This is a genomic window from Pseudomonas sp. GW821-FHT09A09, from assembly GCF_059418405.1.
Genome location: NZ_JBWKPU010000002.1, coordinates 104,586 through 118,186, shown reverse-complemented (window position 1 = coordinate 118,186; position 13,601 = coordinate 104,586). Strand labels below are relative to the sequence as shown.

The window sequence follows — 13,601 nt, the reverse complement described above, 5'->3', positions numbered from 1 at the left end:
GCTCCGTTATTTTTTGTTGTTGTTAAAACAGAGTGATTCACGCCTGGCGTTTGGCGCGCAGCTGCTCCACGGCAGCGGCAAAGTGTGCCAGTGGCCAGCGTTCGTTGAGGGCCTGCACCATCAGTTGCTGCCCGGTTTGTGGGGCCAGCCCGTGCAGGGGCGGGTCGGTGTCGAGGTTGGTGGGGAATGAGTAACCGTCGGCGGTGCAGGCGATCACGGCCTCTACGGCGCTGGCATCCAGCGCGGTGTTTGCCAGCAGCACCGGGTACACCGCCAGCATCATGCGGTCGCGGTCGAGGGCTTCCATGGGTTTGCCGAACGCCGAGGAGATCTGCAGCAGGTTGGCCATGCGCTGGCGGTCGGGCGTGCGGTTGGTGCCGGCCGCGTGAAACAGCGCCGGGTTGAAGAACAGCAGGTCGCCCTTGTTCAGCGGCAGTTGCACGGCGTGTTGCTGGAAGTAGTCGATGAATTCCGCACGGCGCCACGCCAGGTAGCCCAGGGCGTACTGTTGGGAAAACGGCAGCAACTGGGTGGGACCGGTTTCCAGCGGCATGTCCGAATGGGCCACCGCGCCTTGCAGCGTCAGGTACTGGGACAACTCGTGCAGGGGCAGGGGGAAGCGCTCCACCACGTCGGTCGTCTGGAAACCCAGGTGATAGTCGCGATGGGGCTGCTGCGCCTGGCCGCCGGGGTGCACCACGTTGACCTGCGCGGTGACCTGGAAACTCGGGCCAAGCCACGCTTCGGCAATCAGCCCTAACAGCGGGTTGGCGTAATACTCGACAAACGATTCAGGCGACTGCAACGCGGCCTTTTGCAGGGAGTTCCAGATACGCCCGTTGCTGCCCGCCTTGGCGAAGTGGTCGGCGGCCACACCTTGCGCGGTCTCATTGGCAAAGATCGCCTCGAACACCTGGCTATGGCGGTCGACCACCTCAAGGTCTTCGTAGGCGCCGCGTACCACCATCACGCCCGGGCCATCGCGAAACAGGCGATGCAGTTCATTCATCACCGTCAGGCGGTCGGCGTGACGCAGGCTGCGGGCCTGATAGATCGGCACATTGCTCATCACCTCAGCGCACAGCGGGTAATCATCCTGGGTGGCGCGTTGCGCGCAGACGTGGCTGAAATCCGCCAGTTGCACGGCGTCGCCTGTGACAAACGCCGACATCACACACCTCCCGACAGGCTCAGGGCCTGGTGCGGTTGCGGGGTGCTGCTGTCGGTGCAACCGACCACGCCTTGCTCCAGGTCGATCACCGCGCCGGTCATCATGCCCGACTCCCGCGACAGCAAAAACGCCACGCTTTGCGCCACTTCCTCGGGCTTGAGCAAGCGGCCGAAGGGTTGTGCGTTTTCGGCCTTTTCCAGCCAGCCGTCCTCGGCGCCGTGGTATTGGCGCTGGATCTCATCCTCGTGGGGCGTGTCCATCCAGCCGATGTTCAGGCCATTCACCCGGATACGGTTGCGCAGGGCACTGAACGCGACGTTCTTGGTCAGGATCGCCAGCGCGCCCTTGGACGCCGCATACGCGCTCAAGAACGATTGCCCGCCGTGGCCGGTGACGCTCTGGATATTCACCACGGCGCCTTCCACGCCGGTGCTGATCATCAACTTCAACGCTTCCTGCATCAGGAAAAACGGCGCCCGCACGTTCACCGCAAACAGCCGCTCGAACAGTTCGGGCGAGGTGTCGAGGATGGTGCCGCGGTCGGACATACCGGCGCAGTTCACCAGGCCATGCAAGGTGCCGAAGTGAGTGCGCGCAGCCTCGATGATCGCGCGGCAGTCCTCGACGTTTTCCAGGTCGGCCTCGACAAAAAACGCCTGGCAATCGAGCTGTGCCAGTTGCCGCACCTGCTCTTCGCCCTGGGCGCGGCGGCGACCGCAGAGGATCAGCCCGGCAGCGCCCCGCTGCGCCAGGGTGTGGGCCACCGCAGCGCCGAGGCCCTGGGTGCTGCCGGTGACGACGAAGTATTGGCCGCTGAACGAGGTGGCGAGATCGGTGTGGGGCATGGGGTTCTCCTGGAATTTTTGTTGTTGTGCATCGCCCGGCTCGACGGCGGGCAAAACTGAGACTAGCATTGCGAAACCTCAGTAACGCCCAAAAAAGACCTCAAAAACACCTCAGGCCAACCCCATGCTCGAACGCGCCAAACACTTCTCCATCAAGCAGCTCGCCACCCAGGCGGGTGTGAGCAAAGCCACGGTCGACCGTGTGCTCCACCAGCGCGGCAGCGTGCACGGGCAGACGCGGCGGCGTATCGAGCAGGCGTTGGATGAGTTGGAGGCCCAGGAGAAAAACGGCCTGGCGGTGGGGCGTACGTTCCATGTCGACGTGATCATGCACACGCCCCAGCGTTTCAGCGCGGCGGTGCAGGCGGCCATCGTCGCGCAGCTGGCCAGCCTGGCGCCGTTTCGCATCGCACCGCGTTTCCACCTGTTCGAAGAGATCGAACCCCAGGCCATGCATGACCAGTTGCTGCGCTGCCTCGACACCTGCAGCCAGGGCGTGGTGCTCAAGGCCGCCGATGAGCCGGCGGTGAACCAGGCGGTCAAGCAACTGATCGCGGCGGGCATTCCGGTGGTAACGCTGGTGACCGACCTGCCGCAAAGCGAGCGCATTGGCTACGTGGGCATGGACAACCGCACGGCGGGGCAGACCGCCGCTTACCTCATGTCGCGCTGGCTGCCGGTGCAACCGCAGGACGTGGCCGTTGTGATCGGCAGTGAATTGTTCCGCGGCGAAGAAGAGCGCGAGATGGGCTTTCGTGCCTGGCTGCGCGGCCGTGCTGCGCACCTGCGGGTGATGGATATCAGCGGTGGCTACGGCGTGTATGACCGCACGTTCGAGCGCGTCACCCAGGCCTTGAAACTCAACCCTGACTTGAAGGCGGTGTACAGCGTGGGCGGCGGCAACCGGGCGATTGTCGATGCGTTCGCCGCGCTGGAGCGGCCGTTGGAGGTGTTCATCGGCCACGACCTTGACGAAGAGAACCGCCAATTGCTGCTCGAAGAAAAAGTCGCCGCGATCATCGACCATAACCTGCAGATCGATGCCCGCAGCGTGTTTCTGCACATCCTGCAATACCACCGGCTGTGGAAGGCCGGGCCGATTGCGCCGTCCCAGGTGCAGATCGTCACGCCGTTCAATCTGCCGGACTAAGCACTCCCTCAATAACAACATCAGGAGTTCGACCATGCTGAGAATCGCCGTTCTGGGTGCCGGGCGCATCGCCAGGATCCACGCCGCCAACGTCGCTGCCCACCCGAATGCCACGCTGGTGCTGGTGGCCGACCCCTGGCGCGAAGGCGTCGATGCGCTGAGCACGCAGTTGGGCTGCGAGGCCGCTTACGATTGCGCGGCAGTGCTGACCCGCAAGGACATCGACGCGGTGGTGATCGGCACGCCCACCGACACCCATATCGACCTGTTGCTGGCAGCGGTAGCCGAAGGCAAGGCGGTGCTTTGCGAAAAACCTATCGACCTGGACATCGCCAGGGCCCGCAGCGCCGCGCAAGCCGTCGAGCGCCAGGGGGGGCGGGTGATGCTCGGCTTCAACCGGCGTTTCGACCCCGACATGCTGCGCCTGCGCCAGGCCCTGGATGCGGGGCAGATCGGCGCGGTGCGTCAGGTGATCATCACCAGCCGCGACCCCGGGCTGGCGCCGCGTGACTACCTGGAACACTCCGGCGGCATTCTGCGCGACATGACCATCCACGACTTCGACACCGCTCGCCACCTGCTCGGCGAAGAACCGGTGGAGGTCAGCGCCATCGCCAGTCGCCTGGTGGACCCGAGCCTGGCCGAGATCGACGATTACGACAGCGTGATGGTGCTGTTGCGCACCGCCTCCGGCAAGCAATGCCACATCAATTGCTGCCGCCAGGCGGTGTATGGCTATGACCAGCGGGTGGAAGTGTCGGGGGCCCGCGGCGTACTGCTCACCGACAACCACCGGCCCAGCACCTTGCGCCATTGGAGTGCCGAACACACCGAGGCGCTGGAGCCGTTGCAGCACTTTTTCCTGGAGCGGTACGCCGATGCCTACCGCAATGAGCTGACGCAATTCATCGACGCGCTGAACAGCGGCAACCCGTTGCCCACAAGCGTGCGTGATGGCCTGTATGCGTTGCACTTGGCCGATTGCGCGCTCGAATCGGTGAAAACCGGGCGCAGTGTGGCGGTCAACTACGACCTATGACTGTACGCCGCTCCCCTGTAGGCGCTGGCTTGCCAGCGATAGCGGCGGCACTGCCAACAAAGATGTCGCCTGATCCACCGCCATCGCCGGCAAGCCGGCTCCTACGGAGGGTGTTTGACGCCAATTCCCCTGTAGGAGCTGGCTTGCCAGCGAAAGCGGCGGCACAGCCAATAGAGATGTCGCCTCGTCCACCGCCATCGCCGGCAAGCCGGCTCCTACAGAGGGTGTTTGACGCCAATTCCCCTGTAGGAGCTGGCTTGCCAGCGATAGCGGCAGCACAGCCAACACAGATGTCGCCTGACCCACCGCCATCGCCGGCAAGCCGGCTCCTACGGAGGGTGTTTGACGCCAATTCCCCTGTAGGAGCTGGCTTGCCTGCGAAAGCGGCGGCACAGCCAATAGAGATGTCGCCTGGTCCACCGCCATCGTCGGCAAGCCGGCGCCTACAGTGAATTCAAACCTGGTCGCTTGCGCATATCCCTTATCGGCGCCGGGTTCACTTCCTTATTGGGCCGTCAGAAGGCATTGGACGGCGCCGAGCGTGAGCCCGTGCGGTCCACCAGGCGGATGCTGTCGCGGCCACCGCGCTTGGTTTCATACAGCGCGGTGTCGCCTTGTTCAATCAAGGCCGTGAGGCTGGCCGGTGGCTGATCGAACAGGTTGGCGCCGATGCTCAGGGTCACCGGTGCCGGGGTGGTGAAGGACTGTGCGGCCAGTTGCTGGAACTGGTCGCGCAGGCCACTGCCCAGTTCGACGATCTGTTGTGTCGACGCCTGGTGCAGCAGGATCACGAATTCATCGCCACCCAACCGGGCAGCCAATGAACCCTGAGGCACGACGGCGCGGATCATTTCGCTCAAGGCGATCAGCAGGCGGTCGCCGGCCACATGGCCGTAGAGGTCGTTGACCGACTTGAAGTTGTCGATATCGATCAACAGCAGCGCGCCCGGTTGTGCCGGCGCAACCTGGGCCAGCAGGGGCGGCGCATGCACGTCCAGGGCGCGACGGTTGTACAGCGCCGTGAGTGGGTCGCGGGCGGCGAGTTGAGCGATCTGCTGTTCGCGGCGGTAGCGTTCGGAGCCGGTCATCGACAGCGCGATCAGCATGATTGCCATCGCGCCTTCCACCAGGGAAATCTGGATGATCTCGCCCTTGAACGCGGCCAAATCAATCAAGGTGCCCGGGATCAGTACCGACAGCGCCTTGGCCACATAAAACGCGCCGTGAATCAGCAAGACGAAGCGCAACTGCACCGCGCCGATGCTCAGGGACTTGCCATGGGGGCGCAGCAGGAAACTGGCGCGCAGGGTGGGCAGTGACACCAGCAACGACTGCACCCCCAGCATGACCTTGGACCACGACGGGTCCGCCGGCAGCATCAGCATGCCCAGCCACACCGCCAGCATCAGCAGCCACAGGGGCGACAGGCGCGTCTGGGTAAAGCGCGCCACGCCAAGCAAGAACAGGAAGTGTGCGGTCACCAGCAAGCCGTTGGCGAACCAGATGCCAATCATCAGGTAGCCATTGAGGCGCAACAGGGCGAGGGTGGAGCCGATGGTGATGGTGGCGAACCCGGCGCTCCAGTAAAGCAACGAGGGTTCGCGCACGCTGCGCCATTCAACGGCCAGGTACAGCGCGGCCGCAGCGGCGAGGGCAACCGTAAGGGCCAAAATCGTAGGGGGGTCGAGCGTCATGTCTTGCCGGATCTGCCTGGTGTGCGTTTAAACCGGGATTGTAAGCGCACACGCAGGTTTTTCAGAGCAACTTTCGTGATGGCATACAGCCATCCGATAATCGGCCGGTCAGGCGCCCTTGGTCGAGGGCAGCAAGACCGTCAGGATGCCCACCAACGGCAGGAACGAGCACAGTTTATAGACGTACTCGATACCGTGGGTGTCGGCGAGCAAACCGAGCAGCGCGGCACCAATCCCGCTGAAGCCGAACATCAGGCCGAAGAAGATCCCGGCGATCATGCCCACGTTGCCCGGCACCAGTTCCTGGGCGTACACCACGATGGCCGAGAAGGCCGAGGCGATGATAAAGCCGATCACCACGCTCAATACGGCCGTCCAGAACAGGTCGACGTAGGGCAGGGCCAGGGTGAACGGCGCGGCGCCAAGGATCGAGAACCAGATGACTTTCTTGCGCCCGATCTTGTCGCCAATCGGGCCGCCCGCGAACGTGCCGACGGCCACGGCGCCGAGGAACAGGAACAGGTACATCTGCGAGCTGGCAACCGACAGCTGGAATTTCTCGATCAGGTAGAACGTGAAGTAGCTGGTGAGGCTGGTCATGTACCAGTACTTGGAGAACACCAGCACCGCCAGCACGATCAGGGCAAAGGTCACGCGGCCTTTGGACAGGCCGTGGGTCGCTTTACCGCCGGCCTTGAGCTTGAACAGGTTGAGGTGGTTGCGGTACCAGCGGCTCAGGCCGTACAGCACCAGGATCGCGAACACCGCAAACAAGCCGAACCAGGCGATGTGGCTTTGGCCGTAAGGGATGATGATCGCCGCTGCCAGCAACGGGCCAAAGGCACTGCCGGTGTTGCCGCCGACCTGGAACGTCGATTGCGCCAGGCCATAACGACCGCCAGACGCGAGGCGTGCGACACGCGAGGTTTCCGGGTGGAAGGTCGAGGAGCCGACGCCCACCAGGCCCGCTGCCAGCAAAATCGCCGGGAAGGTGCCGACAAACGCCAGCATCAGGATGCCAATCAGCGTGCAGACCATGCCCGCCGGCAACAGCCACGGCTTGGGATGGCGGTCGGTGTGGTAACCGATCCACGGTTGCAGCAGGGACGCGGTCAGCTGGAAGGTCAGGGTGATCAGGCCCACCTGGGTGAATGTCAGGCCGTAGTTGGCCTTGAGCATCGGGTAGATCGACGGCAGCACCGCCTGGATCAGGTCATTGATCAAGTGCGCCAGGGCGCAGGCGCCGAGGATGCGCATGACCAAGGGGCTGGCTTGGGGTGTCGTGGTTGCGGCGGCGGGTGACGCAGTGAGGGTCGACATGCGGGCATTCCATACAAGGCAGCTAATCAAAGGCGGCGACTGCTTACGGTCGCCATCCGTTACAAAATGATTCGGCGTTCATGCTAGATTCGTCAGGAATGCCTGTCTCGCGTAATTCGGGCGACAACCATCGCAAAAAGGGCGAAATGATCAAACCACTCAACGAATTCCTCCAGGAAATCAACGAAGGCGATTGGGCTGTCATCAGTTCCGCCACGGACTACCCGGAAAACTGGGTGATCCCCGACCACAGCCATGAGAAGCACCAACTGCTCTACGCCATCGAAGGCGTGATGGTGGTGTACTCGGCGTTGAACCAGTGGACGGTGCCGCCCAACCGTGGCATCTGGATGCCGGCCGGGCAAGTGCATTCCCTGCGTTGCGTAGGCACGTTGAAGATGCGCAGCGTGTTTGTGCGCCCGGATCGCTTCCCGAACATGCCGGGCGAGCCGAAGACGGTAAGCATCTCGCCGCTGCTGAGCGAGCTGATCAAGGCCTCGGTGAGCTTGAAGCCGCCGTACGCCGAGGACTCGCGGGACGCACGGATCATGCACCTGATCCTCGATGAACTCGCGATGTTGCCAGCCTTGCCGCTGTCCTTGCCGCAACCTGCGGACCCGCGTCTGCAGCGTATCTGCGTGGCGTTGCAGGAAGAGCCGGGCGACGCCTCCACGGTGGCGCACTGGAGCGAGCGCCTGAACCTGGACCAGAAAACCATCCAGCGCCTGTTCCGCAAGGAAACCGGCATGACCTTTGGCCAATGGCGCCAACAGGCCAGGTTGCTGCTGGCACTGGAGCGCATTGCGGTGGGGGAAAAGGTGATCGATATCGCCCTGGAGCTGGGCTACGAAAGCCCCAGCGCGTTTACCAGCATGTTCAAGAAACAGTTTGGCAAGACGCCGAGCCATTTCTTCCGCTAGCGCCTAGCGGCCGTCCGCCAGGTTGGCGAAGAAAATGCAGCCCACCAGCCGTGCGAACAGGCTCAGGGTTTCCGGCAGGTTGGGGTCGTCAAACAGCATCGCCCGCGAGTCCAGGGCGCACAGTGCGCCGTACAACCGGCCATCGGGCAGGAAGATCGGCGCCCCGGCGTAGCTTTCGATTTCAAATTGCTTGACCACCGGGCGCGTGGCAAAGCGTCCGTTCTTGCTGATCTCGGGGATAAACAGGGCTTGGGGATTGATGCAGAACTCACTGCACAGGGTGGTTTCCAGGTCGAGTACGTCGTGCACGTTGATGCCCATTTGCATCGGGTCGTAGACCGAGCACACCACCCATTCCAGGTCGGTGAACTTGGCGATCCCGGCAAAGCGCATCCCGGTCAGGCGGGTGACCAGGTGAAGAATATTGGTGGTGGCTTCGATTTCGGCGATGGCGGCGCGTTCGTCGGCGCTGAGTAACGCGTGTGCTGCGGTGACGCTTGGAACCATGCGGAATACTCCAGGGAGAACGGTCGGGCAACCTTCGTAATGAACGGGCTTGGCCCGCGCCGGCGTCAACGAGACCGTTAACTGCGGTGGCCGGGTTGACGCGGGCGCGGGGCAAGCCCGCTCACTACAAGTTATGGGTCAGTTGATGCGGGGGTGCTGTTGCACCAGGTTCTGGCGCTTGGCTTCCAGCGCGGCAATTTCGGCATCGATGTCTTCGATCTTCTGCTCGATGTTGTCGTGGTGCTCTTGCAGCAACTCCTTGGCTTCTTCCATGTCCGAGGCGGCCGGTGCGGCGCCGCGCAGGGGGCGGTTGGCGGTTTCCTTCATGGTCAGGCCGGTGATCAGGCCGACCACCGCAAACACCATCAGGTAGTAGGCCGGCATGTACAGGTCATTGGTGCTTTCCACCAGCCAGGCCACGGCCGTGGGCGTCAGGCCGGCGATCAGCACCGAGACGTTGAACGCACTGGCCAGCGCGCTGTAGCGGATGTGGGTAGGGAACATCGCCGGCAGCGTCGAGGCCATCACGCCGATGAAGAAGTTCAACACCACGGCCAGGATCAGCAAACCTGCGAAGATCAGGCCGATCTTGCCACTGGTGATCAGCATGAACGCCGGAATGGACAGCACCAACAGGCCAATGCTGCCGCCGATGATGAAAGGTTTGCGACCGATTTTGTCGCTGACAAACCCAATGAACGGCTGCACGAACAGCATGCCCACCATGATCGCGATGATGATCAGCACGCCGCTGTTTTCTTTGTAGTGCAGGTTGTGCGACAGGTAGCTCGGCATGTAGGTGAGCAGCATGTAGTACGTCACGTTGGTGGCCGCGACGATCCCGATGCAGGTCAGCAGGCTGCGCCAGTGCTTGGTGGCGACTTCCTTGAAGGACACTTTGGGGCCGTGAGTCAGGCCTTGGCGGTCGCCTGTTTCGAGCTTGTCCATGTGTTGCTGGAACGCCGGGGTTTCTTCCAGCGCGTGACGCAGGTACAGGCCGATGATGCCCAGGGGCAGGGCGAGGAAGAACGGCAGGCGCCAGCCCCAGGCTTCGAACTGCTCGTCGCCCAGCACGCTGGAGATCAACACCACCACGCCTGCGCCAAGCACGAAACCGGCGATGGAACCGAAGTCCAGCCAGCTGCCGAGGAACCCGCGCTTGCGGTCCGGGGCGTATTCGGCGACGAAGATCGACGCGCCGGTGTATTCGCCGCCCACCGAGAAACCCTGGGCCATTTTGCACAGCAGCAACAGGATCGGTGCCCAGATGCCGATGCTGTCATAGCCGGGGATCAGGCCGATGGCAAAGGTGCTCAGGGACATGATCACAATGGTGGCGGCGAGTACCTTTTGCCGCCCGTATTTATCGCCCAGGGCGCCGAAGAACAGGCCCCCCAGCGGGCGGATCAGGAAGGGCACGGAGAAGGTCGCCAGTGCGGCGATCATCTGTACGCTGGGCGACGCGTCCGGGAAGAACACCTTGCCCAGTACGTAGGCGACGAACCCGTAGACGCCGAAGTCGAACCATTCCATGGCGTTACCCAGCGCGGCGGCGGTGATCGCCTTGCGCACTTTGGTATCGTCGACAATCGTGATGTCTTTCAATCCGATGGGTTTGACGCTTTTCTTACGTAATTTCATGCGGGACACTCTAAAACAGAACAGGGGAGGTGCCATCGTGGCGATGGCACCGCTCTGTCAGTTCAGATACAAGCCGACACGAAAAAATTCACCGCTAATTTGTTTTTTTGCTTTCGGGCGCAAGGTTTGCCGTGTCTGGGGTGGATGGCCTACGAAGGTTTGTAGTGAGCGGGCTTGCCCCGCGCCAGCGTCAACCCGGCCACCGCAGTTAAGCGGGCAAATCGCGATTTCAGCGCCGCCGGCGCGGGGCAAGCCCGCTCACTACAGGAATATTCGTATGGCTACAGCTGTTGCACGACTGATCTACCGCCAGCCACAACCGAGTGAAGTGCAGCGATTGTTCGCGATCTTCGGTGATCCGCGCACCAACCAGTTCAACCCCGCCGGACCGATGGCCAGCCTGGAAGTTGCACAACGCCTGCTCGATCACTGGCTCCAGCAGTGGGCCACCGACGGCTATGGCTGGTGGGCGATTGCGCGCAGAGAAGCGCCGGATCACCTCATCGGCTTTGGGGGTGTCGCGCCACTCGATTACCTGACCGACCGACGTATCAACCTCGGGTACCGCTTTGCAGTGGAAGCCTGGGGGCAGGGCTACGCCACCGAGTTGGGCCGAGATGGGCTGGCGCTGGCATTTGAAACACTCGGCCTGCCTGAAGTCTTCGGCCTGGTGCGGCCAGACCACGCCGCGTCAATCCGCGTGCTGGAAAAGATCGGCATGCAGCCCTATGGCCTGCTCGACGACGTACCCGGCAAGGCGCCCAGCCGGGTTTTTCATATTTGTCGTCCTACAACTGATTTTGCCTGACATTTCACATCGCCGCGTAATACCTGAATAACAGCGATCTTTCAGATTGACAGCCTGTAGGAGGCCCGATATAAAAGTCACAGTTGTACGACGACATATGACGTTATGTATGTCTTACCTAACAAAAATAAAAAAGTGATGCCATGAACTTGAACGAGCCCATCAACGCCCAGCGCGTTGGCCAAGCTGTAGGCAACTATCGCTGGACCATCTGCGCGATGTTGTTCTTCGCGACCACCGTCAACTACCTCGACCGGCAGGTGCTCAGCCTGCTGGCGCCGCAGTTGTCGACGCAATTTGGCTGGAGCAACACCGACTACGCCAACATCGCGGCGGTGTTCCAGTTTGTCTATGCCATCTCCATGCTGTTTGCCGGGCGCTTTGTCGACAAGATCGGCACCAAGGCGGCCTATATCGTGGCCATTGGTATCTGGTCCACGGGCGCCATCATGCATGCGTTCGCGGTGCCGATGGGCGAGGGCGTCGCGGCGATCAGCGGGGCCATCGGGCTGGCGGTGATTCCGGTGTCGATTGCCGGCTTCATGCTCTCCCGCGCGGTGCTGGCGATTGGCGAGGCGGGTAACTTCCCGATTGCGATCAAGGCCACCGCCGAATACTTCCCCAAGAAAGAACGCTCCCTGGCCACCGGCATTTTCAACTCCGGTGCCAACGTGGGCGCGATTCTGGCGCCCATCTGTGTGCCATTGATCGCCGGCCTGTGGGGCTGGGAAGCGGCGTTTATCGTGATCGGCGCCCTGGGCTTTGTGTGGGTGGCGGTGTGGATCGGCCTCTACCAGAAGCCCGAAGAGCAAAAGCGCCTGTCGGCCGCTGAACTGGCCTACATCCGCAGTGACCAGACCGTACAGCCGTTTACCCCGGCACCGGCGGGCACGGTCGAGAAGAAAGTCTCGTGGTTCAAGCTGCTGACCTACCGCCAGACCTGGGCGTTTGCCTTTGGCAAGTTCATGACCGACGGCGTGTGGTGGTTCTTCCTGTTCTGGCTGCCCACCTACCTGTCGGCGCAGTACGGCATGAAAGGCGCCGACATCGTGATGCCCCTGGCCGTGCTGTACAGCATGACCATGGTCGGCAGTATCGGCGGCGGCTGGTTCCCCAGCTACTTCATGGCACGTGGCGATGCCCCGTATGACGGCCGCATGAAAGCCATGCTGGTGATCGCGCTGTTCCCGCTGGTGGTGTTGCTGGCGCAGCCGTTCGGTTACCTCAGCTTCTGGGTGCCGGTATTGCTGATCGGCGTGGGCGCTTCAGCGCACCAGGCGTGGTCGTGCAACATCTTCACCACCGTGTCCGACATGTTCCCGCAAAAAACCGTGGCCTCGGTGGTGGGTATCGGCGGCATGGCCGGTGGGCTGGGCGGTGTGGTGATGACCAAGATCGGCGGTTGGGTTTTCGATTACTACAAGTCCATCAACGACATCCACACCGGCTACATGATCATGTTCGCGATCTGCGCACTGGCGTACCTGGTAGCCTGGAGCGTGATGAAAGCGCTGGTGCCACGCCACAAGGAAATCACCGACCTGTAAGGCGAGACGTCCCGCGCCGCAACGGCGCGGGACGGCTTCACAGGTCGCGGGCCCAGGTCTGGCTGACCAGGGATTTGCCGAAGGTGTCCAGCGTTTCTTCCTCGACCAACGCGAACCCGGCGTTCTGATAGAGCTTGCGGGCAGTGGCGAGGATGTCCACGGTCCACAACTGCATGCGCTGGTAACCCACCTGCTGGGCAAAACGCACACACTCATCCACCAGCCGTTGGCCGATCCCCATGCCTCGCGCACTGGCGTCCACGTAGAGCATGCGCAGCTGGGCGGTGTTGTCGTCGTGGCGAATCACAAACACCGACCCCACCACTTCACCGTCCTTTTCCGCGATCCAGCAACGCTCGCACGTCGGATCAAACGCCCTCAAGTACTTGGCGACAGTCTCCGCCACCAGCGCTTCGAACTCCCAATTCCAGCCATATTCACGGGCATACAGCGCGGTCTGTTGCTGCACCACTGTACCCATGTCGCCAGATTGTGGATCGCGCAGCAGGTAGCCTGGCGCCGTACCTTGCAGCAGGGCCTGGATGCGTTTCATGGCCTCGGTGAGTTGCCGCTGTTGTGTCTCGGGCAGGCTGTCGAGCAGGGCGATGACTTCGCTCTGGGTTTGCTGTTCCAGGGGCGCGAGCACCGCATGGCCGTGGTCGCTGAGGTGCAGTTGCAGTGCGCGGGCGTCGGTGGTGGAGCGGACTTTTTCGATCAGGCCTTTCTTTTCCAGGCCGCTGGTCAACCGGCTCAGGTAACCCGCGTCGAGGCTGAGCATCTGGCACAGGTCTGCACTGGTCAGGTCGCCCCGGGTCGACAGCTCGTACATCACGCGGATTTCAGTCAGGGAAAAGTCGCTTTGCAGCAGGTGTTCCTGCAGCACACCGATCTGGTGGGTATAGAAGCGGTTGAAGCCGCGCACGATGCCGGCGCGTTCGACAAGCAGGGGGGTAGACATA

The 13,601-nt window shown here is 62.5% G+C and carries 12 protein-coding genes; 5 read left to right on the top strand and 7 right to left on the bottom strand.

The window, feature by feature from the left end:
- Nucleotides 1-37 precede the first annotated feature (37 nt).
- Together AC07OV_RS02030 and AC07OV_RS02025 are read right to left on the bottom strand one after the other, a co-directional pair.
- Nucleotides 38-1,171, bottom strand: coding sequence for a phytanoyl-CoA dioxygenase family protein (locus AC07OV_RS02030; RefSeq protein WP_495091394.1), 1,134 nt, complete (start codon nt 1,169-1,171; stop codon nt 38-40).
- Complete coding sequence (locus AC07OV_RS02025; RefSeq protein WP_495091393.1) at nt 1,171-2,016, bottom strand: SDR family oxidoreductase; 846 nt, start codon at nt 2,014-2,016, stop codon at nt 1,171-1,173. Before AC07OV_RS02025 ends, AC07OV_RS02030 begins: the two co-directional genes overlap by 1 nt.
- Nucleotides 2,017-2,140: 124 nt before the next feature.
- Here AC07OV_RS02025 and AC07OV_RS02020 point away from each other — a divergent pair, with 124 nt between their 5' ends.
- A complete protein-coding gene (locus tag AC07OV_RS02020; RefSeq protein WP_495091392.1) occupies nt 2,141-3,166 on the top strand; it encodes a LacI family DNA-binding transcriptional regulator in 1,026 nt (341 codons plus the stop codon).
- Nucleotides 3,167-3,200: 34 nt separating this feature from the next.
- Complete coding sequence (iolG, locus tag AC07OV_RS02015) at nt 3,201-4,205, top strand: inositol 2-dehydrogenase (RefSeq protein WP_495091391.1); 1,005 nt, start codon at nt 3,201-3,203, stop codon at nt 4,203-4,205.
- Between the two features lie 515 nt (nt 4,206-4,720).
- Here the strand turns inward: iolG and AC07OV_RS02010 are convergent.
- Together AC07OV_RS02010 and AC07OV_RS02005 are read right to left on the bottom strand one after the other, a co-directional pair.
- Nucleotides 4,721-5,899, bottom strand: a complete 1,179-nt coding sequence (locus AC07OV_RS02010) for a GGDEF domain-containing protein (RefSeq protein WP_495091390.1) — start codon at nt 5,897-5,899, stop codon at nt 4,721-4,723.
- A 108-nt stretch (nt 5,900-6,007) separates the two neighbouring features.
- Nucleotides 6,008-7,219 (bottom strand): MFS transporter, encoded by a 1,212-nt coding sequence (locus AC07OV_RS02005; protein ID WP_176995847.1) that lies wholly within the window; start codon nt 7,217-7,219, stop codon nt 6,008-6,010.
- 98 nt (nt 7,220-7,317) lie between these two features.
- Here AC07OV_RS02005 and AC07OV_RS02000 point away from each other — a divergent pair, with 98 nt between their 5' ends.
- A complete protein-coding gene (locus AC07OV_RS02000; protein WP_176995848.1) occupies nt 7,318-8,139 on the top strand; it encodes an AraC family transcriptional regulator in 822 nt (273 codons plus the stop codon).
- Nucleotides 8,140-8,142: 3 nt separating this feature from the next.
- Here AC07OV_RS02000 and AC07OV_RS01995 read toward each other — a convergent pair whose 3' ends face one another.
- Together AC07OV_RS01995 and proP are read right to left on the bottom strand one after the other, a co-directional pair.
- Nucleotides 8,143-8,646 carry a GAF domain-containing protein gene (locus AC07OV_RS01995; protein WP_494995996.1) on the bottom strand — a complete coding sequence of 168 codons (504 nt, stop codon included), beginning with the start codon at nt 8,644-8,646 and terminating at the stop codon, nt 8,143-8,145.
- 138 nt (nt 8,647-8,784) lie between these two features.
- Nucleotides 8,785-10,287: a glycine betaine/L-proline transporter ProP gene (proP, locus tag AC07OV_RS01990; protein ID WP_495091389.1), complete on the bottom strand. Its 1,503-nt coding sequence runs from the start codon at nt 10,285-10,287 to the stop codon at nt 8,785-8,787.
- A 277-nt stretch (nt 10,288-10,564) separates the two neighbouring features.
- On the opposite strand from proP, the gene AC07OV_RS01985 reads away from it, so the two are divergent.
- Entirely contained in the window at nt 10,565-11,095 is a 531-nt protein-coding gene (locus AC07OV_RS01985; RefSeq protein WP_495091388.1) for a GNAT family N-acetyltransferase, read from the top strand.
- Nucleotides 11,096-11,238: 143 nt separating this feature from the next.
- Nucleotides 11,239-12,642: an MFS transporter gene (locus tag AC07OV_RS01980; RefSeq protein WP_495091387.1), complete on the top strand. Its 1,404-nt coding sequence runs from the start codon at nt 11,239-11,241 to the stop codon at nt 12,640-12,642.
- A 37-nt stretch (nt 12,643-12,679) separates the two neighbouring features.
- On the opposite strand, the gene AC07OV_RS01975 is transcribed toward AC07OV_RS01980, so the two are convergent.
- Nucleotides 12,680-13,600 (bottom strand): bifunctional helix-turn-helix transcriptional regulator/GNAT family N-acetyltransferase, encoded by a 921-nt coding sequence (locus tag AC07OV_RS01975; RefSeq protein ID WP_495091386.1) that lies wholly within the window; start codon nt 13,598-13,600, stop codon nt 12,680-12,682.
- Nucleotide 13,601 lies beyond the last annotated feature (1 nt).